Source organism: Streptomyces sp. NPDC048389, assembly GCF_040706335.1.
Classification (GTDB): domain Bacteria; phylum Actinomycetota; class Actinomycetes; order Streptomycetales; family Streptomycetaceae; genus Streptomyces.
The window spans coordinates 16,945-40,620 of sequence record NZ_JBEZKP010000020.1 but is presented as its reverse complement, the minus strand read 5'-3'; the positions used below and the strand labels follow the sequence as shown (position 1 = coordinate 40,620).

At 71.4% G+C, this 23,676-nt stretch carries 21 protein-coding genes, 1 pseudogene and 1 riboswitch; of the genes and pseudogenes, 16 read left to right on the top strand and 6 right to left on the bottom strand.

Translation table 11 applies throughout. The annotated features are described in order from the left end of the window. The first annotated feature begins 102 nt into the window (after window positions 1–102). The 5 genes from AB0903_RS16465 (at window position 103) to AB0903_RS16445 (ending at window position 4,974) form a co-directional block, all read left to right on the top strand. The gene (locus tag AB0903_RS16465) at window positions 103–465 is read left to right on the top strand and encodes a YraN family protein (RefSeq protein WP_366703282.1); all 363 of its coding nucleotides are present in this window, start codon (window positions 103–105) and stop codon (window positions 463–465) included. Next, entirely contained in the window at window positions 465–2,084 is a 1,620-nt protein-coding gene (locus tag AB0903_RS16460; RefSeq protein ID WP_366703280.1) for a YifB family Mg chelatase-like AAA ATPase, read from the top strand. The genes AB0903_RS16465 and AB0903_RS16460 overlap by 1 nt, the downstream gene beginning before the upstream one ends. Further along, complete coding sequence (gene dprA, locus AB0903_RS16455; RefSeq protein WP_366703278.1) at window positions 2,081–3,265, top strand: DNA-processing protein DprA; 1,185 nt, start codon at window positions 2,081–2,083, stop codon at window positions 3,263–3,265. The genes AB0903_RS16460 and dprA overlap by 4 nt, the downstream gene beginning before the upstream one ends. Window positions 3,266–3,508: 243 nt before the next feature. After that, window positions 3,509–4,345 carry an RNA polymerase sigma factor WhiG gene (gene whiG / locus AB0903_RS16450; RefSeq protein WP_366703276.1) on the top strand — a complete coding sequence of 279 codons (837 nt, stop codon included), beginning with the start codon at window positions 3,509–3,511 and terminating at the stop codon, window positions 4,343–4,345. A gap of 62 nt (window positions 4,346–4,407) precedes the next feature. Next, entirely contained in the window at window positions 4,408–4,974 is a 567-nt protein-coding gene (locus AB0903_RS16445; protein ID WP_366703372.1) for a TetR/AcrR family transcriptional regulator, read from the top strand. Window positions 4,975–5,279: 305 nt separating this feature from the next. Here AB0903_RS16445 and AB0903_RS16440 read toward each other — a convergent pair. Then, window positions 5,280–5,888, bottom strand: a pseudogene (locus AB0903_RS16440) (M23 family metallopeptidase); the annotation flags it as partial. Window positions 5,889–6,366: 478 nt separating this feature from the next. Between AB0903_RS16440 and rpsB the strand changes: the two are divergent. From rpsB to AB0903_RS16385, 11 genes are all read left to right on the top strand, one after another. Then, complete coding sequence (gene rpsB, locus AB0903_RS16435) at window positions 6,367–7,311, top strand: 30S ribosomal protein S2 (protein WP_366703274.1); 945 nt, start codon at window positions 6,367–6,369, stop codon at window positions 7,309–7,311. A 105-nt stretch (window positions 7,312–7,416) separates the two neighbouring features. Then, window positions 7,417–8,253, top strand: a complete 837-nt coding sequence (gene tsf / locus AB0903_RS16430) for a translation elongation factor Ts (RefSeq protein WP_366703272.1) — start codon at window positions 7,417–7,419, stop codon at window positions 8,251–8,253. A 158-nt stretch (window positions 8,254–8,411) separates the two neighbouring features. Then, the gene (gene pyrH / locus AB0903_RS16425; RefSeq protein WP_366703270.1) at window positions 8,412–9,176 is read left to right on the top strand and encodes a UMP kinase; all 765 of its coding nucleotides are present in this window, start codon (window positions 8,412–8,414) and stop codon (window positions 9,174–9,176) included. 127 nt (window positions 9,177–9,303) lie between these two features. Beyond that, window positions 9,304–9,861, top strand: a complete 558-nt coding sequence (gene frr / locus AB0903_RS16420; RefSeq protein ID WP_366703268.1) for a ribosome recycling factor — start codon at window positions 9,304–9,306, stop codon at window positions 9,859–9,861. Beyond that, window positions 9,861–11,015, top strand: coding sequence for a phosphatidate cytidylyltransferase (locus AB0903_RS16415; RefSeq protein WP_366703266.1), 1,155 nt, complete (start codon window positions 9,861–9,863; stop codon window positions 11,013–11,015). The genes frr and AB0903_RS16415 overlap by 1 nt, the downstream gene beginning before the upstream one ends. Before the next feature lie 685 nt (window positions 11,016–11,700). After that, window positions 11,701–12,807 carry a 23S rRNA (adenine(2503)-C(2))-methyltransferase RlmN gene (gene rlmN / locus AB0903_RS16410; RefSeq protein ID WP_366703264.1) on the top strand — a complete coding sequence of 369 codons (1,107 nt, stop codon included), beginning with the start codon at window positions 11,701–11,703 and terminating at the stop codon, window positions 12,805–12,807. A gap of 62 nt (window positions 12,808–12,869) precedes the next feature. After that, window positions 12,870–12,989: riboswitch (TPP riboswitch) on the top strand. Beyond that, window positions 12,985–14,082, top strand: coding sequence for a thiamine ABC transporter substrate-binding protein (locus AB0903_RS16405; protein WP_366703262.1), 1,098 nt, complete (start codon window positions 12,985–12,987; stop codon window positions 14,080–14,082). (Overlaps the previous riboswitch by 5 nt.) A 38-nt stretch (window positions 14,083–14,120) precedes the next feature. Beyond that, window positions 14,121–15,737, top strand: a complete 1,617-nt coding sequence (locus AB0903_RS16400; protein WP_366703261.1) for an iron ABC transporter permease — start codon at window positions 14,121–14,123, stop codon at window positions 15,735–15,737. After that, the gene (locus AB0903_RS16395) at window positions 15,737–16,771 is read left to right on the top strand and encodes an ABC transporter ATP-binding protein (RefSeq protein ID WP_366703259.1); all 1,035 of its coding nucleotides are present in this window, start codon (window positions 15,737–15,739) and stop codon (window positions 16,769–16,771) included. Before AB0903_RS16400 ends, AB0903_RS16395 begins: the two co-directional genes overlap by 1 nt. 320 nt (window positions 16,772–17,091) lie before the next feature. After that, the gene (locus AB0903_RS16390; RefSeq protein ID WP_366703257.1) at window positions 17,092–17,679 is read left to right on the top strand and encodes a TetR/AcrR family transcriptional regulator; all 588 of its coding nucleotides are present in this window, start codon (window positions 17,092–17,094) and stop codon (window positions 17,677–17,679) included. Beyond that, window positions 17,676–18,056, top strand: a complete 381-nt coding sequence (locus AB0903_RS16385; RefSeq protein WP_366703255.1) for a hypothetical protein — start codon at window positions 17,676–17,678, stop codon at window positions 18,054–18,056. The genes AB0903_RS16390 and AB0903_RS16385 overlap by 4 nt, the downstream gene beginning before the upstream one ends. A gap of 172 nt (window positions 18,057–18,228) precedes the next feature. Here the strand turns inward: AB0903_RS16385 and AB0903_RS16380 are convergent, their stop codons facing one another. The 5 genes from AB0903_RS16380 to AB0903_RS16360 all read right to left on the bottom strand — a co-directional run bounded on the left by AB0903_RS16380 (window position 18,229) and on the right by AB0903_RS16360 (window position 23,591). Then, window positions 18,229–19,365, bottom strand: a complete 1,137-nt coding sequence (locus tag AB0903_RS16380) for an LOG family protein (RefSeq protein ID WP_366703253.1) — start codon at window positions 19,363–19,365, stop codon at window positions 18,229–18,231. A gap of 295 nt (window positions 19,366–19,660) precedes the next feature. Further along, window positions 19,661–20,770: a hypothetical protein gene (locus tag AB0903_RS16375; RefSeq protein ID WP_366703251.1), complete on the bottom strand. Its 1,110-nt coding sequence runs from the start codon at window positions 20,768–20,770 to the stop codon at window positions 19,661–19,663. Beyond that, complete coding sequence (locus tag AB0903_RS16370; protein ID WP_366703249.1) at window positions 20,752–21,483, bottom strand: ATP-binding cassette domain-containing protein; 732 nt, start codon at window positions 21,481–21,483, stop codon at window positions 20,752–20,754. Before AB0903_RS16370 ends, AB0903_RS16375 begins: the two co-directional genes overlap by 19 nt. A gap of 219 nt (window positions 21,484–21,702) precedes the next feature. Next, entirely contained in the window at window positions 21,703–23,091 is a 1,389-nt protein-coding gene (locus tag AB0903_RS16365) for an aspartate aminotransferase family protein (RefSeq protein ID WP_366703247.1), read from the bottom strand. Beyond that, window positions 23,076–23,591 carry an Lrp/AsnC family transcriptional regulator gene (locus AB0903_RS16360; RefSeq protein ID WP_366703245.1) on the bottom strand — a complete coding sequence of 172 codons (516 nt, stop codon included), beginning with the start codon at window positions 23,589–23,591 and terminating at the stop codon, window positions 23,076–23,078. Before AB0903_RS16360 ends, AB0903_RS16365 begins: the two co-directional genes overlap by 16 nt. Window positions 23,592–23,676 lie beyond the last annotated feature (85 nt).

Below are 23,676 nucleotides of genomic sequence, written 5' to 3'. Positions count from 1 at the left end.
GTGACGCGGTTGTCCACAGGCCGCGGGTTGTCCACAGTTCTCGACCAAGATCCACATTGAGGGGTCCCACACGTCAGAGTCGGTGCCGGAGGTGGTGCCGAAATGAACGCGACGGGGGCACTGGGACGGTACGGAGAGGACCTGGCCGCACGGCTGCTGACCGGGTCCGGCATGCGTCTGCTGGCGCGGAACTGGCGCTGCGGGCGGGCCGGGGAGATCGACATCGTCGCCCGGGACGGCGACACGGTGGTCGTCTGCGAGGTCAAGACCCGCAGGGGCGGCGCCTACGAGCATCCGATGGCCGCTATCACACCGCTGAAGGCACGGCGCCTCGGCCGACTCGCCGAGTGCTGGGTGGAGCGGCACGGCGGCGCGCCGCCAGGGGGTGTGCGTATCGACCTCGTCGGCGTGACGCTGCCCAGGCGCGGCGCCGCGGTCGTCGAGCATGTCCGCGGGGTGGCCTGATGGGGTTCGCGCGAGCGTGTTCCGTGGCCCTGGTGGGCGTCGAGGGCGTGGTGGTCGAGGTCCAGGCGGACCTGGAGCCGGGGGTGGCCGCCTTCACGTTGGTCGGCCTGCCCGACAAGAGCCTGGTCGAGAGCCGCGACCGGGTCCGTGCGGCCGTGGTGAACTCGGGCGCCGAGTGGCCGCAGAAGAAGCTGACCGTGGGGCTCAGCCCGGCATCCGTGCCGAAAGGCGGCAGTGGTTACGATCTCGCAGTTGCCTGCGCGATCTTGGGCGCGGCCGAGCGGATCGACCCGCGGCAGATCGCCGACCTCGTGCTCATCGGCGAACTCGGGCTCGACGGACGGGTCAGACCGGTGCGCGGAGTGCTCCCCGCGGTGCTCGCGGCGGCGGAAGCCGGGTACGAACACGTCGTCGTGCCGGAACGGACCGCCGGCGAGGCATCACTCGTACCGGGGGTCTCGGTCCTCGGCGTGCGCAGCTTGCGCCAACTGATCGCCGTGCTCGCCGACGAGCCGGTGCCGGACGAGGAACGCGTCGAGGAAGGCCGGCCCGACGCCATGCTGGCGGGCCTGCTGGTACCGGGTGCGGGCGTTGGCACGGGACTGGCCGCCGCCCCGGGCGAAGGGCCCGATCTGGCCGATGTCGCGGGCCAGCACAGGGCGCGCACCGGGCTGGAGGTCGCGGCGGCCGGCGGCCATCATCTGCTGCTGTCCGGCCCGCCGGGGGCGGGGAAGACCATGCTGGCCGAGCGGCTGCCCGGTGTGCTGCCGCCGCTGAACCGCCGCGAATCACTCGAAGTGACGGCGGTGCACTCGGTGGCGGGCATCCTTCCTCCGGGCGAACCGCTGGTGCGGACCGCGCCGTACTGCGCTCCGCACCACTCGGCGACGATGCAGTCGCTGGTGGGCGGCGGCAACGGCCTGCCGAAGCCGGGAGCCGTCTCGCTCGCCCACCGGGGTGTGCTCTTTCTGGACGAGGCGCCGGAATTCTCCGGCAAGGCGCTGGACGCGCTGCGGCAGCCGCTGGAGTCGGGCCATGTCGTGGTGGCCAGGAGCGGGGGAGTGGTGCGCCTGCCGGCGAGGTTCCTCCTGACGCTGGCCGCCAACCCTTGTCCGTGCGGCCGGCACAGCCTCCACGGGGCCGGCTGCGAATGCCCCGCCGCGGTCATCCGGCGGTACCGGGCCAGGCTGTCGGGGCCGCTGCTGGACCGTGTCGACCTGCGGATCGAAGTCGAACCGGTGAGCCGGTCCGACCTCCTCGGCCAAGGCGGCCGCGGCGAGTCCACGGCAGTGGTCGCGGCCCGGGTGCGGGAGGCCAGGGCCCGCGCCGCGGCCCGGCTGGACGGCACACCCTGGAGCGTCAACAGCGAGGTGCCCGGCCATGAACTGCGGACCCGCTGGACGGTGGCTCCCGGCGCCCTGGCGGCCGCCGAACGGGACGTGGAGCGCGGCCTGCTCACGGCCCGCGGCCTCGACCGGGTGCTGCGGGTCGCCTGGACCGTCGCCGACCTGGCCGGCCGGGACCGGCCAGAACCGTCCGACGTGGCGCTGGCACTGGAGATGCGGACCGGCATCGCCAGAGGCGTGCCGGCGGGCGCGGGGGCCGGAGGCGGGTCATGACGCCGCGGGCGGCCACGCACGGGCCACCGGGCGTACGGGAGCGGACGGCGCGGGCGGCCCTGACCCGCATCCTCGAGCCGGGCGACGAGCAGGGCGGACGATGGCTGCGTGAGTTCGGCGCCGAGGAGCTGCTGTCCCGGCTGACATCGGAGGACTGCGCGGCCGATGCACTGCCCGGAGCCGGCGAGCGGCGGGTGCAAGGACTGCGGGCGCGTGCCCTCGGAGTCGATCCGGAGCGCGACCTGGAGGCGATCGGGACGGTCGGCGGCCGGTTCGTCGTGCCCGGCGACGCGGAGTGGCCGAGCCAACTGGACGATCTCCACGACGCGAGACCCGTCGGCCTGTGGGTCCGGGGCCGGCCCGACCTGAGGATGTGGGCGCTGCGCTCGGTCGCCGTGGTCGGGGCACGGGCGTGCACGCCGTACGGGGCGCACATGGCGGCGGTCCTCGGTTCCGGTCTCGCGGAGCGCGGCTGGGTCGTGGTGTCGGGAGCGGCGTTCGGCGTGGACGGTTCCGCACACCGCGGCGCGCTGGCGGCGGGTGGTGCCACGGTCGCGGTCCTCGCCTGCGGCGTCGATGTCGTCTATCCCCGCGGTCACGGCCAATTGATCGGACGGATCGTCGAACAGGGGCTCGTCATCGGGGAGTTGCCGCCGGGGGATCATCCGACGCCGAGCAGGTTCGTCATGCGCAACCGCGTCATCGCCGCGTTGACGAGGGGCACCGTCGTCGTCGAGGCCGAGTACCGAAGCGGCTCGCTGGTCACCGCACGCGGCGCCCAGCGGCTGGGCCGCTGCACGATGGGAGTGCCGGGACCCGCCACCAGTGGCCTGTCGGCCGGCGTCCACGAACTGCTGCGCGGCGAGGGCGTGCTGGTCACCGATGCGGCGGAAGTGATCGAACTCGTCGGCGACATGGGGGAGCTGGCCCCGCCGCGCAGCGGCCCGGTGGTGCCCAGGGACCTGCTGGACCCGGTCGGCAGACGGGTGCTCGAGGCGCTGCCGGCCGGGGGTGCGCTCGCCGTCCGGGACGCGGCCCGTGGCGCCGGTACGACGGAGGACGAGGCCCTCGGCAAGCTGTACGAGCTGCATTCACTCGGATTCGTGGAACGTGGCGGTGAGGGATGGAGACTGGCGCCGAGATCCCACGCCGGTTCGAACGCACGGCGAGGCGGTGCTTGACCTCGGGCATTCGGGTGAAAAGGTGAAGCCGATGACCTCTGCGGGCCGGTCGGCGGGACCTGAGGGGCCGGTGCGCTGGGCATCGGCCCCGGCTCGAGGGTGTGGACGAGGGCGAATACTTGAGCAGGTTCCCGTCGCCCGCCTTCGCCCACCGCGACCGCGCAGTCACGCTACGCTCACCGGATCCCCGGGCCCAGGCGGCCCTTCCCGCTCCCCTCACAGCAGAACGGCTCAAGGCAACGCATGCCCCAGCACACCTCAGGGTCTGACCGCGCGGCAGCGCCACCCGCTGCCCGTGGCGCCGGGCGGCCCGCCGCGCCCTCGTCGCTCGACGAGCTGTGGCGGTCGTACAAGGCCACGGGTGACGACCGGCTGCGGGAACAGCTGATCCTGCACTACTCGCCGCTGGTCAAGTACGTCGCAGGCCGGGTGAGTGTGGGCCTGCCGTCCAACGTCGAGCAGGCGGACTTCGTCTCCTCCGGCGTCTTCGGGCTCATCGACGCGATCGAGAAGTTCGACATCGAGCGGTCGATCAAGTTCGAGACGTACGCCATCACCCGGATCCGCGGCGCGATGATCGACGAACTGCGCGCGCTGGACTGGATCCCCCGGTCCGTGCGCCAGAAGGCGCGAGCCGTCGAGCGGGCGTACGCGACGCTCGAGGCGCAGTTGCGGCGTACTCCTTCCGAGTGCGAGGTCGCCGCTGAGATGGGCGTCGCGGTCGAGGAACTGCACGCCGTTTTCAGTCAGTTGTCCCTGGCGAACGTGGTGGCCCTGGAGGAACTGCTGCATGTCGGCGGCGAGAGCGGTGAGCGCCTCAGCCTCATGGACAAACTCGAGGACACCGCGGCCGACGACCCGGTGGAAGTGGCCGAGGACCGCGAACTGCGCCGGCTGCTCGCCCGTGCCATCAACACTCTGCCCGACCGCGAGAAGACCGTGGTCACGCTCTACTACTACGAGGGCCTCACCCTTGCCGAGATCGGTAACATCCTCGGCGTCACGGAGAGCAGGGTCAGCCAGATCCACACCAAGTCGGTGCTGCAGCTGCGGGCGAAGCTGGCCGACGTGGGACGGTGACTCTGGGATCGCCGGCGCGGCATCCGTAAAGTGGAGACGTGCCAAGGATTCGAGCGGCCTCCGTGGCCGAGCACCGGACGATGCAGCGAAGCGCCCTGCTGGACGCCGCGCGCTCCCTTCTGTCCGAAGGCGGTACGGAGGCGCTGACCTTCCCCGCCCTCGCGGAGCGCACCGGTCTGGCGAGGTCCTCCGTCTACGAGTACTTCCGCTCGCGTGCCGCGGTCGTCGAAGAGCTCTGCGCGGTGGACTTCCCTGTCTGGGCGGCCGAGGTGGAGGCCGCCATGGGGCGGGCCGAGACGCCGGAGGGCAAGGTCGAGGCGTATGTGCGCAGCCAGCTCGAGCTGGTCGGGGACCGACGGCACAGGGCCGTCGTCGCGATCTCGGCCAGTGAGCTGGAGGCGGGGGCCCGCGAGAAGATCCGGGCCGCGCACGGCGGTCTGATCGCGATGATCGTGGAGGCGCTGGGGGAGTTGGGCCAGGACCGGCCCCGCCTGACCGCGATGCTCTTGCAGGGCGTGGTGGATGCGGCGGTCCGCCGCATCGAGCTCGGCGCGGCCGAGGAGCCCGACGCCATCGCGGAGGCGGCTGTCGCGATGGTGCTGCGGGGCGTTCGGGGCGCAGGGGACTGACCGGGCAGCTCCCGGGGTTGCCGGCGGCGGTGTTGACGGCGGAGATGATGTTGACAGTGGCGGTGACGGCAGCGGTTCGTCAGGGGTCGCCGCAGGGCGTGACGTGCCGCCAGGCAGGCGAGCAGCAGCAGTCCGGCCTGCACCGTATCGGCGGTCCCTGCTGCAGCCGTCGGGTGTACACCGCTCCCCCGACCGGTGACGGCCGTCGGGCGTGCGATGCGCCCCGGCCCCGCGAAGGCAGTCGGCCCCGGGCCGGCAGGCCGGGCGGCGGTAGCAGCCCGGCGTGCGCCGGCAGCCGTGCGCGCCCCCGGCTCCGGTACGCCGAAGACCGGCAGCAACCGGGAGGGCGGCCGGCGCAGCATCCACGGCGGCAGCAGCGTCAGCGGGTCCAGATAGGCGGTGCCGCGGCGCAGCCCCCAGTGCAGACAGCCCGCGCAGTGCGAGGCCCCCGGCTCGACGACCGCGACCGTCTGGCCGGCGCGCACTTCTGCGCCCTCCGCGACCAACGGGCGGACGGGTTCGTAGGTCGTCCGCAGCGGCGGGTCACCCGTACCGGTGAGGCTGATGGACACCACACCCCGGCCCGCGACCGACCCGGCGAAGGACACCGTGCCCGGCGCCGCGGCCCGCACCGGCGTACCGGCGGCCGCGGCCAGGTCCACACCGCGGTGTCCCGGCCCGTACGGAGAGCTGGGGGGCTCCCACCCGCGCACCACCACCGGCCGCGGTGCCCCGACGGGCCAGCTCCGCACGTCGCCGTCGGCCGCGGCGCCCGCTGCCGGTCCGGCCCGGACCGTCACCGCGCGACCGCTCCCGCCGCCCGCTCCGTCCGCGTACACGCCCGCCGCCGATGCGGGCCGCTCGGCGGCGGGGGCGGCACGTGCCCGGTCGGCCGGCGACGCCCCCGCGGGCATGGCGGCGAGCAGCAGCACGAAGAGCACCACCCGGCAGGCCGCGGCCCGGATCGAGGTCACGGTTACGGCCCGGCAGGCCACGGCCGGAGTCAGGGCCGCGGCCCGGATCGAGGTCACGGTTACGGCCCGAGCCAGGGGTCCGGCCCGAGCCACGGCCACGGCAGGGCGCTCCACCCGAGACACGGGCGCCGCCGCGCCCGCCCAAAACGTACGGTTCATGGACGGAACCGTCCCGCAGGCGGCGGCCCGCTCGCTGATCATGGTCCGGTTCTGTGGACAACGGTCCCGTTGTGGACAACGCCGTCACCCGGTAGGTCAGCGGTCCCGTACACTTCTTCTGGCGATCCGGGTCACCGGGTCGACTTCGCACGCCCCGCCACCACACCCTCAGCGGTCGGGTGGCCGCGCTCCTCGGTCCCTTGTGGCACGGCGCGTCGGGGCGTCAGGACATAACCGAGAAGAACAAGGAGATACGGCCATGGCCGTCGTCACGATGCGGGAGCTGCTGGAGAGCGGCGTCCACTTCGGTCACCAGACCCGTCGTTGGAACCCGAAGATGAAGCGATTCATCTTCACGGAGCGCAACGGCATCTACATCATCGACCTGCTCCAGTCGCTGTCGTACATCGACCGCGCCTACGAGTTCGTCAAGGAGACCGTCGCCCACGGCGGCTCCATCATGTTCGTCGGCACCAAGAAGCAGGCCCAGGAGGCCATCGCCGAGCAGGCGACGCGCGTCGGGATGCCGTACGTCAACCAGCGTTGGCTGGGCGGCATGCTCACCAACTTCTCCACCGTCTACAAGCGTCTGCAGCGCCTCAAGGAGCTCGAGCAGATCGACTTCGAGGATGTGGCCGCCTCCGGCCTCACCAAGAAGGAGCTTCTGGTCCTCTCGCGTGAGAAGGCCAAGCTGGAGAAGACCCTTGGTGGTATCCGCGAGATGCAGAAGGTGCCGAGCGCCGTCTGGATCGTCGACACCAAGAAGGAGCACATCGCCGTCGGTGAGGCGCGCAAGCTCCACATCCCGGTCGTCGCGATCCTCGACACCAACTGCGACCCGGACGAGGTCGACTACAAGATCCCGGGCAACGACGACGCGATCCGCTCCGTCACCCTGCTCACCCGCGTGATCGCCGACGCCGTCGCCGAGGGCCTCATCGCCCGCTCCGGCGTCGCCACCGGTGACTCCAAGCCGGGCGAGAAGGCCGCCGGCGAGCCCCTCGCCGAGTGGGAGCGTGACCTCCTCGAGGGCGAGAAGAAGGCGGACGGCGACGAGGCCGCCGAGGCCAAGCCGGCCGAGGCCCCGGCTGCTGAGGCTCCCGCCGCCGAGGCCCCGGCTGCCGAGGCCCCGGCCGAGGCGCCCGCCGCTGAGGCGCCCGCTGCCGAGGCTGAGAAGCCGGCCGCGGACGCCGAGCAGGGCTGACCTCACCGGTTCGGTGGTTGACGGCGGGGGCGGTGCCAGCAGGCACCGGCCTCGCCGCTCACCCGCAGATCTTCGACTTTCGACCTTCGAGAGAGATTCAAGGACATGGCGAACTACACCGCCGCTGACGTGAAGAAGCTCCGCGAGCTCACCGGCGCCGGCATGATGGACTGCAAGAAGGCGCTGGACGAGGCCGACGGCAGCGTCGACAAGGCCGTCGAGGCCCTGCGCATCAAGGGCCAGAAGGGCGTCGCCAAGCGCGAGGGCCGCTCCGCCGAGAACGGCGCCGTCGTCTCCCTGATCGCCGACGACAACACCTCCGGTGTGCTCGTCGAGCTGAAGTGCGAGACGGACTTCGTCGCCAAGGGTGACAAGTTCCAGGCCGTCGCCAGCGCGCTCGCCGCGCACGCCGCCAAGACCGCCCCGGCCGACATCGAGGCGCTGCTCGCCTCCGAGATCGAGCCCGGCAAGACCGTCCAGGCGTACGTCGACGAGGCCAACGCCAACCTCGGCGAGAAGATCGTCCTGGACCGTTTCGCGCAGTTCTCCGGCGCCTACGTCGCCGCCTACATGCACCGCACCATGCCCGACCTGCCCCCGCAGATCGGTGTCCTGGTCGAGCTCGACAAGGCCGACGCGGACCTCGCCAAGGGCGTCGCGCAGCACATCGCCGCCTTCGCCCCGAAGTACCTCTCCCGCGAGGACGTCCCGGCCGAGGTCGTCGAGTCCGAGCGCCGCGTCGCCGAGGAGACCACGCGCGCCGAGGGCAAGCCCGAGGCCGCGCTCCCGAAGATCGTCGAGGGTCGCGTCAACGGCTTCTTCAAGGAGGCCACCCTCCTCGGTCAGCCGTACGCGCTCGACAACAAGAAGACCGTTCAGCAGATTCTGGACGAGGCCGGTGTCACCCTGAAGCGCTTCAGCCGCATCAAGGTCGGCATCTGAGTCCGTACGCGACGGACACCGGACCCCGGTAGGGTCTGAAGCAGTCGTCGGCGTACGCGCCCGACGATCGCAGATCTGACGAGGAGGCCATTGCCGTACGGGAAACCGCAAGGACCCACTGGCAATGGCCTTCTTCGTATGTGCACGAGGAGATCTCCATGAATCAGGGCGCCGCACAGAGCGACGACAACCACGGCAAAAAGTACGGACGCTTCATGCTGAAGCTGTCCGGCGAGGCGTTCGCCGGTGGCGGGGGCCTGGGCGTCGACCCCGACGTCGTACACGCCATCGCCCGCGAGATCGCCGCGGTCGTACGCGACGGGGCGGAGATCGCGGTCGTCATCGGCGGAGGCAACTTCTTCCGCGGGGCCGAGCTGCAGCAGCGCGGCATGGACCGGGCCCGCTCCGACTACATGGGCATGCTCGGCACGGTCATGAACTGCCTTGCCCTCCAGGACTTCCTGGAGAAGGAAGGCATCGACTCCCGCGTCCAGACCGCCATCACCATGGGCCAGGTCGCGGAGCCGTACATCCCGCTCCGCGCCGTGCGCCACCTGGAGAAGGGCCGTGTGGTCATCTTCGGCGCCGGTATGGGCATGCCGTACTTCTCCACCGACACCACCGCAGCGCAGCGGGCCCTGGAGATCGACGCCGAGGCCCTGCTCATGGGCAAGAACGGCGTCGACGGGGTCTACGACTCCGACCCCAAGACCAACGCGGACGCGGTGAAGTTCGACGCGCTGGAGTACGGCGAGGTGCTGTCGCGCAACCTCAAGGTGGCCGACGCCACCGCGATCACCCTCTGCCGCGACAACGCCCTGCCGATCCTCGTCTTCGAACTCCTCACCGAAGGCAATATCGCTCGGGCCGTCAAGGGTGAGAAGATCGGCACGCTCGTGAGCGACCGGGGCACCCGAGCCTGATCCGGGGCGCCCCAAGAGGGATGGACAAAGTCCTGCCGGTCGGAGACCGTGCAGGCAACACGCGACGCAGGTTCCGTCGGCCCAGTGGTACGAGCCGGGCCTACCTCAAGACACGCAGGAGCAAGTGGTGATCGAAGAGACCCTCCTCGAGGCCGAGGAGAAGATGGAGAAGGCCGTCCTGGTCGCCAAGGATGACTTCGCCGCGATCCGCACCGGACGTGCGCACCCGGCGATGTTCAACAAGATCGTGGCGGACTACTACGGTGCCCTGACCCCGATCAACCAGCTGGCGTCGTTCTCCGTTCCCGAGCCGCGGATGGCCGTCGTCACGCCGTTCGACAAGACCGCGCTGCGCAACATCGAGCAGGCGATCCGCGACTCGGACCTCGGCGTCAACCCGAGCAACGACGGCAACATCATCCGGGTGGTGTTCCCGGAGCTGACGCAGGACCGCCGCAAGGAATACATCAAGGTCGCCAAGACCAAGGCCGAGGACGCAAAGATCTCGATCCGCTCCGTGCGCCGCAAGGCCAAGGAGACCATCGACAAGCTGATCAAGGACGGCGAGGTCGGCGAGGACGAGGGCCGCCGTGCGGAGAAGGAGCTCGACGACACCACCTCGAAGTACGTGGCGCAGGTGGACGAGCTGCTCAAGCACAAGGAAGCCGAGCTGCTCGAGGTCTGATGAACGACTCTTCCCGGGGGGCCTCGCACGGCGCCGGATACGCCGGAGCGTGGCCGCCGCCCGACCAGGGGCCCCTCCCGGCGGGTCCCGCCCACGATGGGCACGACGCACGGTATACATCAGAGACGCAGCCCATGCCCATCGTGCCCGGGTTTCCCGACGCAGGTAGAGACGCCGAGAACCGTCGCGGTGCAGACCGCGAGGACCGTGACCGGGGGGCCGCTCGGCTGGGCGGCCCCCTGTTCCGTGACGAAACGCCGCAGGAGCCCATGCCCACCCCGCCGCCGTCGGGCGAGCCCACCCCGCAGCCGCCTCCGCGGCCCGAGCCCCCGCAGAAGAAGCGGGCCGGCCGGGACCTTCGTGCGGCGATAGGAGTCGGCGTCGGCCTCGGCGCGGTGATCGTCGTCTCGCTCTTCTTCGTGAAGGCCGTCTTCGTCGGTGTGATCGCCGTCGCCGTCGTCGTCGGACTGTGGGAGCTGACCTCCCGGCTCGAGGAGCGCAAGCAGATCAAGGCGCCCCTCGTCCCGCTCGCCGTGGGTGGCGCGGCGATGGTCGTCGCCGGTTACGCCCGCGGCGCGGAGGGCGCCTGGGTCGCGATGGCTCTCACCGCCCTGGCGGTCCTCGTCTGGCGGATGACGGAACCGCCCGAGGGGTACCTGAGGGACGTCACGGCCGGTATCTTCGCAGCGTTCTACGTTCCCTTCCTGGCCACCTTCGTCGCCCTGATGCTGGCGGCGGACGACGGTCCGGAGCGGGTGATCACCTTCCTGCTGCTGACCGTGGTCAGCGACACCGGTGCGTACGCGGTGGGCTGGCGCTTCGGCAGGACCAAGCTGGCGCCGCGCATCAGCCCGGGCAAGACCCGTGAAGGGCTGCTCGGCGCGGTGTCGTTCGCGATGGCCGCCGGCGCGTTGTGCGTGGAGTTCCTCTTCGACGGCGGCACCTGGTGGCAGGGCCTGCTCCTCGGCCTCGCGGTCGCGGTCAGCGCCACGCTCGGCGACCTGGGCGAGTCGATGATCAAGCGGGACCTCGGCATCAAGGACATGGGCACGCTGCTCCCCGGGCACGGCGGCATCATGGACCGCCTGGACTCCCTCCTGCCGACGGCCCCGGTGGTGTGGCTGCTGCTGGTGCTCTTCGTCGGTTCCGGCTGAGCCACGGATTCGTCCGCGAGGGCTCGTCGTCCACAGGACGGCGGGCCCTTCGTCCTTCCCGTGGCCCTGGCGGCGCCCCTGCCGGATCCGGAGAACGCCGCCTTCTGGCAGGTGCGGCCGGCACGATCCCGGACGGTCCTCACAGATGCCGACATTGGTCTGTCGGGAAGGGATTTGCCCGCTTGCGGCTATTTCGTATGACGTCGGTCGATTGTTCACGGTGCCGTTCACGGCGTTCAGGGGTTTGGTGGGTGTGTTCATGCTGCCGTTCTTCCGACCCCGCACAGCCGCGTGGTTACGGTGCACGTGCCGTCGTGGGCACGGCGTACGTGCAGGTCACACGTCAACCGGCGGGTCGCTGTCGGAAGCGACCTTGGCCACTCGTCGTTCGCTTCGGCCCGCGCCTCACCGGCCGGGCCGGTGAGGCGACGTGGGCCTGATGCCGGAACCGCATGAAGGGCGGGTTCCACGGCGCCGCGCCGATGGGGTGCTCACGGCCAACGCCCTGGTCAAGGCGGGCCCGCTGCGCTATCGGGGGCGCTGACGCCAGCGCCCCCGACCGCTGGCGGGAGGGGCGCAGCCGGGCCGTCTGCGGGCGTCGAAGGCGGACCAACGGTGACCAACGACCACCGCCGGAATCACCTGCCGCAGGTCACCGGTCGGCGTCTGCGACACTGGTACGGACATGCCTAAGCCCGGAGAACTCACTTTCGTCGCGCCCCGCGGAGCCAAGAAGCCGCCGCGGCACCTTGCCGACCTCTCGCCCGCCGAGCGGAAGGAGGCCGTCGCCGCGATCGGCGAGAAGCCGTTCCGCGCCAAGCAGCTGTCCCAGCACTACTTCGCCCGGTACGCTCACGACCCGGCGCAGTGGACCGACATCCCCGCCGCGGCCCGCGAGAAGCTCGCCGGGGAGCTGCTGCCCGACCTGATGTCCGTCGTCCGGCACATCTCCTGCGACGACGACACCACCCGCAAGACGCTCTGGCGACTGCACGACGGCACCCTCGTCGAGTCCGTGCTCATGCGCTACCCGGACCGGGTCACCATGTGCATCTCCTCGCAGGCCGGGTGCGGGATGAACTGCCCGTTCTGCGCCACCGGTCAGGCCGGTCTCGACCGGAACCTGTCGACCGCCGAGATCGTGCACCAGATCGTGGACGGTATGCGGGCGCTTCGCGACGGAGAGGTTCCCGGAGGACCGGCCCGGCTGTCCAACATCGTCTTCATGGGCATGGGTGAGCCGCTCGCGAACTACAAGCGGGTCGTCGGAGCCGTCCGCCGCCTCACGGACCCCGAGCCGGACGGTCTCGGGCTCTCGCAGCGCGGTATCACGGTCTCGACCGTCGGCCTGGTTCCCGCGATGCTGCGGTTCGCCGACGAGGGGTTCAAGTGCCGCCTCGCGGTGTCGCTGCACGCCCCGGACGACGAACTGCGCGACACCCTGGTCCCGGTCAACACCCGCTGGAAGGTCCGCGAGGTCCTCGACGCCGCCTGGGAGTACGCGGAGAAGTCCGGCCGCCGGATCTCCATCGAGTACGCGCTGATCCGCGACATCAACGACCAGGCGTGGCGCGGCGACCTCCTCGGCCGGCTGCTCAAGGGCAAGCGGGTCCATGTGAACCTGATCCCGCTCAACCCGACACCCGGCTCGAAGTGGACGGCGTCGCGCCCCGAGGACGAGAAGGCGTTCGTCGAGGCCATCGCCGCGCACGGCGTGCCGGTGACCGTCCGGGACACCCGCGGTCAGGAGATCGACGGGGCCTGCGGGCAGCTGGCGGCGCAGGAGCGGTGACCGAAGGGCCGTCGGCCATGGCTGATACTGTGCCCTGTGCGTTCGCACAAATGAACAACAACACATTCCGACAGGGGAGCGCACCACAGCGCTGAGAGTGCGGCGAGCCTTCATGGCCAGGGCCGCAGACCCTCGGACCTGATCCGGGTCATACCGGCGTAGGGAGTCAGCATCATCATGAACAGCCAGCTTCGGCGTGCCGTCGGCACGGCACTCGTCGGCGCCCTCGGTGTCTCGGTCCTCGCCGCGTGCGGCGGGGAGTCCGGGGACCCGGGGTCCGGCGGCGGAAGCAAGTCGAAGACCGTCACGCTCGTCAGCCACGATTCCTTCGCGGCGTCCGAGGCGGTGTTGAAGGAGTTCACCCGGCAGACCGGCTACACGGTCAAGGTGCTCAAGAGCGGCGACGCCGGCACCGCGCTCAACAAGGAGATCCTCACCAAGGGCTCCCCGCAGGGCGACGTCTTCTTCGGTGTCGACAACACCCTCCTCTCCCGCGCTCTCGACAACGACCTCTTCACGCCTCACGAGGCCAAGGGCCTCGACCGGGTGGAACCGGAGGTGCAGCTCGACGCGGGCAGGCACCGGGTGACGCCCGTCGACACCGGCGACATCTGCGTCAACTACGACAAGAAGTTCTTCGCCGACAAGAAGCTCGCGCCGCCGCAGACCTTCGCGGACCTGGCGAAGCCCGAGTACAAGAACATGCTCGTCGTCGAGAACGCCGCCACGTCCTCTCCCGGCCTCGGCTTCCTCCTCGGCAGCATCGGCGAGTACGGCGAGTCCGGCTGGCAGGGCTACTGGAAGAAGCTCAAGGACAACGGCGTCAAGGTCGTCGACGGCTGGGAGCAGGCATACAACGAGGAGTTCTCCGGGTCCGCCGGCGGAAAGAAGGCGGGGGCCGACCGCCCGCTCGTCGTCTCGTACGCCTCCAGTCCGCCCGTCGAGGTCCTCTACTCCGACCCGCAGCCGGCCGAGGCGCCGACCGGTGTGGCCACCGGCACCTGCTTCCGCCAGATCGAGTTCGCGGGCCTGCTCAAGGGCGCGAAGAACGAGGCAGGTGGGAAGGCACTGCTGGACTTCTTGATCGGCAAGGAGTTCCAGGAGGACATGCCGCTGAACATGTTCGTCAACCCGGTGGTCGGGGACGCGAAGCTGCCTGAGCTGTTCACCGAGCACGGTGCCGTGATCGAGAAGCCCGAGACCGTCGCCGCCGACACCATCGCGAAGAACCGTGAGCAGTGGGTCCGGTCGTGGTCCTCGCTCGTAGTGAAGTAAAGACGCCCCTGCGCGGGAACGCGGCACGGCTCGGTCTGATGGCCGGCCCTGTCGCGTTCTTCGCCGTCTTCTTCGCCTACCCCGTCTCCGCGATCGTCGGGCGCGGTCTGCGCGCCGACGGCGCTTGGCAGTTCGGCCGGTTCGGCGAGGTGCTCGGCCGGCCGGACATCCTGTCGGTGCTCTGGTTCACCACCTGGCAGGCCCTCGCCTCCACGGCGCTGACCCTGCTGATCGCGCTTCCCGGTGCCTACGCCTTCGCCCGCCTCGACTTCCCGGGGAAGCGGCTGCTGCGCGCGATGGTCACCGTGCCGTTCGTGCTGCCGACCGTCGTCGTCGGCACGGCGTTCCTGGCGCTGCTGGGGCGGGGCGGACTCCTCGACGAACTGTGGGGCATCCGGTTGGACACCACCGTGTGGGCCATCCTCCTCGCCCACGTCTTCTTCAACTACGCCGTGGTCGTCCGCACCGTCGGCGGCCTCTGGTCCCAGCTCGACCCCCGCCAGGAGGAGGCCGCCCGGGTCCTGGGCGCCGGCCGCTTCGCCGCCTGGCGGCGGGTGACGTTCCCCGCCCTGGTGCCGTCACTGGCCGCCGCCGCCCTGATGGTCTTCCTCTTCACCTTCACCTCATTCGGTGTCGTGCAGATCCTCGGCGGCCCCTCCTTCTCCACCCTGGAGGTGGAGATCTACCGGCAGACCGCCGACTTCCTGGATCTGACGACGGCGGCCGTGCTGACGATGGTGCAGTTCACGGCGGTCGGTGCGGTCCTCGCCGTGCACGCCTGGACCGTGCGGCGGCGTGAGAGCGCGCTGCGGCTCGCCGACCCCGCGCGCACCGCTCGGCGGCCGCGCGGCGCCGCCCAGTGGACGCTGCTCGGCGGCGTCCTCGCCACCATGGGCGTCCTGCTGCTGGCGCCGCTCGCGGTGCTGGTCGAGCGCTCCTTCGACACCCCGGCCGGATACGGGCTCGGCTACTACCGGGAGCTGGCGACCGTGGACCCGGCCGGCGGCGCCTTCCTCGTGCCCCCGATCGACGCCGTGTGGAACTCGCTCCGGTACGCCCTCGCCGCCACGACCATCGCGGTCGCGGTCGGCGGGCTCGCCGCGGCGGCGCTCACCCGCAGGGCCGGCCGGCTGGTCCGCGGCTTCGACGCCCTGCTGATGCTGCCGCTCGGGGTCTCCGCGGTGACCGTGGGCTTCGGCTTCCTCATCACCCTCGACGAACCACCGCTCGACCTGCGCGCCTCCTGGATCCTGGTGCCGCTCGCCCAGGCACTCGTGGGCGTGCCTTTCGTCGTCCGCACCATGCTGCCCGTGCTGCGCGCGGTGGACGAACGGCTGCGGGAGGCCGCGGCCGTCCTCGGCGCGTCACCGCTGCGGGCCTGGCGCGAGGTCGACCTGCCGCTGGTGCGCAGGGCGCTGCTGGTGGCCGCCGGGTTCGCGTTCGCCGTCTCCCTCGGTGAGTTCGGTGCGACCGTCTTCATCGCCAGGCCCGACAACCCGACCCTGCCCGTCGCCGTCGCCCGCCTGCTCGGCCGGCCCGGCGAGCTCAACTACGGGCAGGCGATGGCGCTGAGCACGATCCTGATGGTGGTGTGCGCGGCGGCTCTGCTCTTGCTCGAACGCGTCCGCACCGGGTCGACGTCCGAGGAGCTGTGATGACGCTGCTGGAACTTCACGGTGTGAGCGTGCGGTTCGGGACGCGAACCGCGCTCGATGCGGTGGACCTCCAGGTCGCCGAGCACGAGATCGTGTGCCTGCTCGGACCGAGCGGCAGCGGCAAGTCGACGCTGCTGCGGGCCGTCGCCGGGCTCCAGGACGTCGACGCGGGCCGGGTCCTGCTCGGCGGCGCCGACCAGGCGGGTGTGCCGGTGCACCGGCGCGGGGTGGGCCTCATGTTCCAGGACCACCAGCTCTTCCCGCAGCGGGACGTCGGCGGCAACGTGGCGTTCGGGCTGCGGATGCACGGCGCGGACCGCGGGGAACAGGCCCGCCGGACGGACGAGTTGCTGAGGCTCGTCGGACTGCCCGGCGCGCACAAGCGGTCCGTCGCGGCGCTCTCCGGCGGCGAGCAGCAGCGGGTGGCCCTCGCCAGGGCGCTGGCGCCCGAGCCGAGGATCCTGATGCTCGACGAGCCGCTCGGACAGCTGGACCGCGGCCTGCGGGAACGGCTCGTCGTCGAACTGCGCGGCCTGTTCGGACGGCTGGGCACGACGGTGCTCGCCGTCACCCACGACCAGGGCGAGGCGTTCGCGCTCGCCGACCGTGTCGTCGTCATGCGGGACGGAAGGATCGCGCAGGCGGGGGCGCCGTTGGAGGTCTGGCAGCGGCCCGCGTCGGAGTTCGTCGCCCGCTTCCTCGGCTTCGACAACGTGGTGGCCGCGACGGTCGCCGGCACGGCCGCGGACACGGTGTGGGGCAAGGTCCCCGTGCCGGACGGCTCGCCGCAGGGCGCGCGGACGGTGCTCGTACGGCCCGACGGCGTGCGGCTCACCGACCCCTCGCAGGGTCTGCGGTGCACCGTCGGACCGCGCACGTTCCGCGGCAGCCACGTCGCCGTACGGCTGCGGCCGGACGACGGCCCCGAGATCGAGGCGGAGTGCTCCCCGGCCGGGACGCCGGACGAGGGCGGCACGGTGGGCGTGGTGTTCGCCGCCGACGACGTCGTGGTCCTCGGGTCGGACCCGCCCTAGAAGGTCTTCCGTCCGGAGCGGGCCGGATCAGCGAGCGGGTCCGGTGCCGTGCACCGCACGGCGGCGCGGCGGGGGAAGGGCTCCCCGCGGAGCGCCGGCGGCTGACGTCGGCGCAGGGAGGTGGCGCGCCGGGGCACGCGAGCCCGGGACGTTCCGAACGGGAGGCCCTGAGTGGTCCTTGGGCAAGTGCGTTCCGGTTGTTGCCACTGCCGTGGCTCGTCGCATCGTCGCGTCGCCCGCGCTCCGCCGCAGCGGCGATGTCCGCGTGACATCGATCGGAGGTTGTTTACCATGCGGGTCGACCCGTATGGTAAACAATTATGAGTTCCTCTCCGTCCTCCAGAGGACGTCCCAGGGATCCCCGTTCGCACCAGGCGATCGTCAGCGCGGCCTCGGAGCTGCTGACAGAGGTCGGCTACGCCGCGACATCGATCGGCGCGGTGGCTGCCCGTGCCGGTGTCGGCAAGGACACGGTCTACCGGCGGTGGCGGGGCAAGCCGGAGTTGGTTTTCGAGGCCGTGTTCACGACCACCGACCATGCTCCGGTCCCGGACACCGGAACGCTGGCCGGGGACCTGAACGAACTGCTGCGGGGTCTGGTCGACGAGTTCCGAGCACCGGCCGCCGCGGCGGCGCTCCCGGGGCTGCTCGCCGACTTCGCCGCCGATCCGGTGCTGAAGGCGCGCATCCGCAGCGACTTCCTGGCCCCCTCGAAGGAACGGCTGCTGATCGTCTTCGAGCGCGCCGTGACGCGCGGAGAGATCGCGGCCGACACGCCCGTGGATCTGGTCCTGGACACGCTGGCCGGAGCCGTGTTCTTCCACGTCGGCCTGGTCGGAGAAGACTCCGACCCTCAGCTGGCCGGCCGGCTGGCTGCTGTCATCGCCAAAGGAATCGAGATCCGATGAACGGCTGGCTTCTCGCAGCGGGCGTCACCGCGTTCGGGGTGGCTGCGGTGCACATCGTCGGCGGACACCGGGATGTCGTCCGCCCGCTGCTGTCCTGCGGACTCGCGGACGAACCCAAACGCGTCCTCCATGCTGTGTGGCACATGGTGAGCGTGGATCTGGTGCTCTCCGCGGCCGCCTTGGTCCATCTCGCGCTGACCGACGATGCGTCAGCGACCGGCCCGGTCGCGTGGTTCGTGGCTGCGCACTTCGTCGCGTACGCAGTCGCCTTCCTGGTCGTCACGCTGTCGGTCGGCTGGCCGAAGCCACTGCTCCGGCTGCCGCAGTGGATTCTGCTCCTGCCGGTCGCGGTCCTGGCAGCGGCGGGAGCCGTGTAGCGGCAGCCGTGGAGGGATACGGCAAGGGTGGCCGCAGCACTGATCCGGGCCGCCGGCAGCTTCACGCGCCCACGGTCCCGAGTGCGTCCGCCCCACCGCCGAAGAGGTCGGCACCGCAGTCGACCAAGCCCTGAACCTCAACGCACACGCGTCGAAGGATCAGCAGCCGACGTCACCGAAGCCGCTCAGGTGTCTGTCCGGGCGTGGCCGCGAGCAGTCGGCGCAGGGCGTCCGGAGCCTCCTCGACCGAGTCGACGAGAGCGATCCGGGACTCCATCGACCGGCCGCGCGCCAGTGACCGCAGCAGCGGCCAGGCGGGCAGATGGTCCGTCCAGTGGGTCCGGTTCACCAGCACCATGGGGGTCGGCTCGCCGCGGGACTCGTAGTAGTTCGGGGTCGCGTTGTCGAAGATCTCCTGGAGGGTGCCTGCCGCGCCCGGCAGGAAGATCACACCCTGGGTGCACCGGGCCAGCAGACCGTCTTCGCGGGTGGCGTTGGCGAAGTACTTGGCGATGTGGCCCGCGAAGGCGTTCGGCGGTTCGTGACCGTAGAACCAGGTCGGGATGCCGACCGAGTCGCCGCCCTGCGGCCAGCGGTGACGCACCTCGAAAGCGGCCTGCGCCCAGTCGGTGACCGACGGCACGAACGACGGGGCCTTGGCGAGCAGCAGAAGCGCGTCCTGCAGCATCGCGTCGGGATGGGGCGCCGCGTACGCGCCGAGGTTGGCGGCCTCCATCGCGCCGGGCCCGCCGCCGGTGGCGACCGTGAACCCGGCACGGGACAGCTCACGGCCGAGCCGGGCGGCACCGGCGTACGCGTCGGTGCCGCGGCCCATCGCGTGCCCGCCCATGACGCCCACGACCCCCTTGCCGACGAGGAGTTCGTCGAGTGCGTCGGAGATCGCGTCGTCGTGGACGGCACGGAGCATCGAGGCGAAGATGTCGCCGTCTGCCTTGGTCCGCTGGAACCAGGCGTAGGCGAGGGCGTCGGGGGTCGCCTCGTAGCCGCCGTCCGTGAGGCCGGCGAAGAGGCCGTCGGGGGAGTACAGGCGACCGCGGTACGGGTCGAAGGGCAGATCGGGGACGGGCGGGAAGACCAGTGCGCCGTCCGCGCGCACCTTGGCGGCGGCGTCGGGCTCCATCCGGCAGCCGAGGAACACCGCGGCGGTCGTCCCGACGCGGAGCAGGTCGGCGGTGCGGGCGGTCAGGTCGAGGGACTGCAGCCGGTACCCGACGAGCGAACCGCGGGCGGCGACCCGGTCGAACTCGTCGAGGGACTCGATCTCGCGGTCGTGCGGGGTGGCCGTCATGCGCCCACGATAGGCGGCGGCGGGTGCTCGCCCCACGCCGCCCCTTCCCGAACGGGCTCCGCCCGCCCCTGGTTCACGGGGGCTCCGCCCCGTACCGCCGCGCCTCGTCGAAGCGGTGCCGCGAGTCGGCCGTGGCCGCGGCCGGAAGCGGTTCAGCAGGCCGGCGGGGCGTGGGCGCCTCGGTCCGGAAGCGGTTCGGTGGGCCGGCGGGGCGTGGGCGCCTCGGTCCGGAAGTGGTTCGGTGGGCGGCCGCGTCGGAACCGGTGGGCCGGTGGGCGCCCGCGTCCGAAACGGTTCAGCGGGTCAGCGGCGCCGCCGCGAGCGCGCCCACCGTGAGGGTCAGGGGGACGAAGACCGTCACGAGGATGCCCGCCCGCAGCGCCGCCGCCTGGCGCAGAATCGTCGCCGGGGCGCCCAGGGTCTGCAGCGTCGTCGTCGCCTCCGAGCGGGCCTCTCGGGCCTCGAGCGCGGACGTCAGGAGCGTCGCCGCCGTGCAGGCGACGACCAGCGTCGCGCCCAGGGCCGACATCGGCCCCCAGGGCCGCGGGGCGGAGCCGTACGCGGCCGTGGCCGCGACCGCACCGGAGGCCACCGCGCACATCACGCCGAGCGGCCGGCCGATGCGCCGGGACTCGTGCATGAGGATGCGGCCGGCCAGCAGGCGGGTCGCGCCGGGCCGGGTGGACTGGAGGAGGCGGCCGCAGAGGTGGGCGACGGCCGGGCCGGCGAGCCAGAGGCCGATGGCCGTGAGGGTCCAGCCCACCAGCACTCCGGCCGGCTGCCCGTTGGCGCGGGTGGCGCTCGTGTACGTCTCGACGGCCAGGCCGGCCGCGACGAGTGCGACGCCCCAGGGCAGCCCGGCCGGGGTGGCGTCCGGCTCCTCCGCGTCGGGCGCCGCGGAGCCCGGCCGCAGGACCACCGCGGCCGCCGCCGTGGCCAGGAGCGGTACGAGTGCCAGGAGCGTCAGGGTGGCGGGCAGCGGCAGCGACAGGTCCGCGGCGAGGAGTTCGGCCGCGGCCCCGTCGAACGGCAGGCCCGTCAGGTCGCCCCGCAGATGCAGGAAGAACAGCAGCGCGACCATGCTGCCGAGGGTGCAGGACAGCGCGGTGGACACCACCGCGAGCGCCGTGAGCCGTACGGGCCCGAGCCCGACGGCGGCGAGGCCGGGCCGCGGCCGGGTCCCCGGGTCCGTACGGGCCACGGCCACCGCGAGGTACACCGTCGCGGCCAGTGGCAGCCCGCACCACAGCAGGCGCACCAGGGCGGCCGGGTCTCCGGGGTGCGACAGCGCGTACATCAGCGTGCACAGCAGCAGGAAGCCGACACCCGCCGATGCCGCCGCCACCACCAGACGGCGCAGGAGTACCAGCGGATGTGCCCCGAGGGCTAGACGGAGAGCGAGCACGCGGAGGCCCGGCCTTCCGCGTCCGCTGCCGGAAGGGAGCCCACGCGCCGTCCGTCGGCGAGCGTGATCGTGCGGTCGGCGATCGCCGCGACGTCCGCTTCGTGCGTGGCGAGGACCATGGTGATCCGGTGCGAGCGGACGGCGGCGGCGAGCGTACGCAGGACGTGCGCCCGGTCGATGCTGTGCAGCGACGCAGTCGGCTCGTCGGCGAAGATCACGGAAGGGGTGACGACCAGGGCCCGTGCGACGGCGACCCGCTGCTGCTCGGCCCGGAGCAGTGCCCGGGGGCGCTTGCTCGCGCACGGGCCGATGTCCAGGCGCTCCATCCACTCCATCGCGGTCGTCTTCGCGGCCCGGCGGGAGACACCCGCGAGCAGCAGCGGCAGGGCCGCGTTCTCCCACGCCTTCAGTTCCGGTACAAGCGTCGGCTCCGGGTCGATCCAGCCGAAACGGTCCCTCCGCAAACGCTCACGGACCATGGCGGGCATGGTGTGCACGGGCGTGCTGTTGAACCACACCTCGCCCTGCTGCGCCACGAGCCGGCCGGAGAGGCACTGCAGGAGCGTGGTCTTACCGCTGCCGCGCGCACCGTGCACGGCGAGGATCTCGCCCTCGCGCACGCCCAGTGACACGCCGACGAGGGCAGGGGAGCCGCGGTGGGCGTGGTGCAGGGAGCGAGCCCAGATCACATCATTGTCCGGCGGGGCCACCATGACGTACACCTCGGTTCTGATCAGATTTCCGGCCCCCCGTACGGGGGAACGAAGACAGGGCCGATCGGTCACTGGGCACGCTAAGGAGTCACTGCCGGGCTCCGGGGAAGCACGCGGCCCGGGCACCGTCCATCTCACTCGGATGGAGGTACCCGGGCCGCGGGCCGGCGCCTGCGGGCGCCGGAGGTGGGGCCGGACACGGTCCCGGCCCCGGCGGGTCTAGAGCTTCGTCCACGCCTCGGTGAGGACGCCGCGCAGGACCTGCTCGATCTCGTCGAACGTCGACTGGTCGGAGATCAGCGGCGGCGCCAGCTGGACGACCGGGTCGCCCCGGTCGTCGGCCCGGCAGTACAGGCCGTTGTCGTACAGCGCCTTGGAGAGGAAGCCGTACAGGACGCGCTCGGTCTCCTCGTCGTTGAAGGACTCCTTGGTGGCCTTGTCCTTCACGAGCTCGATGCCGTAGAAGAAGCCGTTGCCGCGGACGTCGCCGACGATCGGCAGGTCGTGCAGCTTCTGCAGCGTGGAGAGGAAGTTGCCCTCGTTGTCGAGGACGTGCTGGTTGAGGCCCTCGCGCTCGAAGATGTCGAGGTTGGCGAGGCCCACGGCCGCGGAGACCGGGTGTCCGCCGAAGGTGTAGCCGTGCAGGAAGGTGTTGTCGCCCTGGTAGAAGGGCTCCGCGAGGCGGTCGGAGACGATGCACGCGCCGATCGGGGAGTAGCCCGAGGTCATGCCCTTGGCACAGGTGATCATGTCCGGTACGTAGCCGAACTTGTCGCAGGCGAACATCGTGCCGAGCCGGCCGAAGGCGCAGATGACCTCGTCGGAGACGAGCAGCACGTCGTACTGGTCGCAGATCTCGCGGACCCGCTGGAAGTACCCGGGCGGCGGCGGGAAGCAGCCGCCCGCGTTCTGCACCGGCTCGAGAAAGACCGCGGCGACGGTCTCGGGGCCCTCGAAGAGGATCTGCTGCTCGATCTGGTCGGCGGCCCAGCGGCCGAACGCCTCGGGGTCGTCGCCGTGGATCGGAGCGCGGTAGATGTTGGTGTTCGGCACCTTGTGCGCGCCGGGGACCAGCGGCTCGAAGGGGGCCTTGAGCGCGGGCAGGCCGGTGATCGACAGGGCGCCCTGCGGGGTGCCGTGGTAGGCGACCGCGCGGGAGATGACCTTGTACTTGGTGTGCTTGCCCTGGAGCTTGAAGTACTGCTTGGCGAGCTTCCAGGCGGTCTCGACGGCCTCGCCGCCGCCGGTGGTGAAGAAGACCTTGTTGAGGTCGCCCGGCGCGTGGTGGGCGAGGCGCTCCGCGAGCTCGACGGCCTTGGGGTGGGCGTACGACCACACGGGGAAGAACGCGAGCTCCTGGGCCTGCTTGTAGGCGGTCTCCGCGAGCTCGTGCCTGCCGTGGCCCGCGTTGACCACGAAGAGGCCGGAGAGGCCGTCCAGGTAGCGCTTGCCCTTGTCGTCGTAGATGTAGGTGCCCTCGCCACGCACGATGGTGGGCACGGGTGCGTGCTCGTACGACGACATGCGGGTGAAGTGCATCCACAGGTGGTCGTAGGCGGACTTTGACAGGTCGCTGCGGTCCTTGCTCACGGCTATCGGGTTCCCCACATATAGGTCTGCTTCTTGAGCTTGAGGTAGACGAAGCTCTCGGTGGAGCGCACGCCGGGGAGCGCGCGGATCCGTTTGTTGATCACTTCGAGCAGGTGGTCGTCGTCCTCGCAGACGATCTCCACCATGAGGTCGAACGAGCCCGCGGTCATCACCACGTACTCGCATTCGGCCATGGCCGTCAGCGCGTCCGCCACGGGGTCGAGGTCACCCTCGACCTTGATGCCGACCATCGCCTGGCGTCGCAGGCCCACGGTGAGCGGGTCGGTGACGGCGACGATCTGCATCACGCCTTGGTCGAGCAGCTTCTGGACGCGCTGCCGCACGGCTGCTTCGGAGAGGCCCACGGCCTTGCCGATCGCGGCGTACGGACGGCGACCGTCCTCCTGGAGCTGTTCGATGATCGCGAGGGAGACCGCGTCGATCGTCGGGGTCGACGAACCACTTGCGGTCCCGTTCCTGGAGTCTGCGCTACGACTGGCCACAACCTCACTGTGCACCGCGACTCGTCTGTCTGGCAAGCCCTGACCGATGAAATTCGTTGTGGAGAGGGTTAAACTTCACTGAATCCGAAGTTGCAGAGTG

What these genes read in the sequence shown, in the direction of transcription:
- AB0903_RS16465 (WP_366703282.1), top strand. Translation starts at nt 103, where the DNA reads ATGAACGCGACGGGGGCACTGGGACGGTACGGAGAGGACCTGGCCGCA.
- AB0903_RS16460 (WP_366703280.1), top strand. Translation starts at nt 465, where the DNA reads ATGGGGTTCGCGCGAGCGTGTTCCGTGGCCCTGGTGGGCGTCGAGGGC.
- dprA (WP_366703278.1), top strand. Translation starts at nt 2,081, where the DNA reads ATGACGCCGCGGGCGGCCACGCACGGGCCACCGGGCGTACGGGAGCGG.
- whiG (WP_366703276.1), top strand. Translation starts at nt 3,509, where the DNA reads ATGCCCCAGCACACCTCAGGGTCTGACCGCGCGGCAGCGCCACCCGCT.
- rpsB (WP_366703274.1), top strand. Translation starts at nt 6,367, where the DNA reads ATGGCCGTCGTCACGATGCGGGAGCTGCTGGAGAGCGGCGTCCACTTC.
- tsf (WP_366703272.1), top strand. Translation starts at nt 7,417, where the DNA reads ATGGCGAACTACACCGCCGCTGACGTGAAGAAGCTCCGCGAGCTCACC.
- pyrH (WP_366703270.1), top strand. Translation starts at nt 8,412, where the DNA reads ATGAATCAGGGCGCCGCACAGAGCGACGACAACCACGGCAAAAAGTAC.
- AB0903_RS16415 (WP_366703266.1), top strand. Translation starts at nt 9,861, where the DNA reads ATGAACGACTCTTCCCGGGGGGCCTCGCACGGCGCCGGATACGCCGGA.
- rlmN (WP_366703264.1), top strand. Translation starts at nt 11,701, where the DNA reads ATGCCTAAGCCCGGAGAACTCACTTTCGTCGCGCCCCGCGGAGCCAAG.
- AB0903_RS16405 (WP_366703262.1), top strand. Translation starts at nt 12,985, where the DNA reads ATGAACAGCCAGCTTCGGCGTGCCGTCGGCACGGCACTCGTCGGCGCC.
- AB0903_RS16400 (WP_366703261.1), top strand. Translation starts at nt 14,121, where the DNA reads ATGGCCGGCCCTGTCGCGTTCTTCGCCGTCTTCTTCGCCTACCCCGTC.
- AB0903_RS16395 (WP_366703259.1), top strand. Translation starts at nt 15,737, where the DNA reads ATGACGCTGCTGGAACTTCACGGTGTGAGCGTGCGGTTCGGGACGCGA.
- AB0903_RS16390 (WP_366703257.1), top strand. Translation starts at nt 17,092, where the DNA reads ATGAGTTCCTCTCCGTCCTCCAGAGGACGTCCCAGGGATCCCCGTTCG.
- AB0903_RS16385 (WP_366703255.1), top strand. Translation starts at nt 17,676, where the DNA reads ATGAACGGCTGGCTTCTCGCAGCGGGCGTCACCGCGTTCGGGGTGGCT.
- AB0903_RS16380 (WP_366703253.1), bottom strand. Translation starts at nt 19,365, where the DNA reads ATGACGGCCACCCCGCACGACCGCGAGATCGAGTCCCTCGACGAGTTC.
- AB0903_RS16370 (WP_366703249.1), bottom strand. Translation starts at nt 21,483, where the DNA reads ATGGTGGCCCCGCCGGACAATGATGTGATCTGGGCTCGCTCCCTGCAC.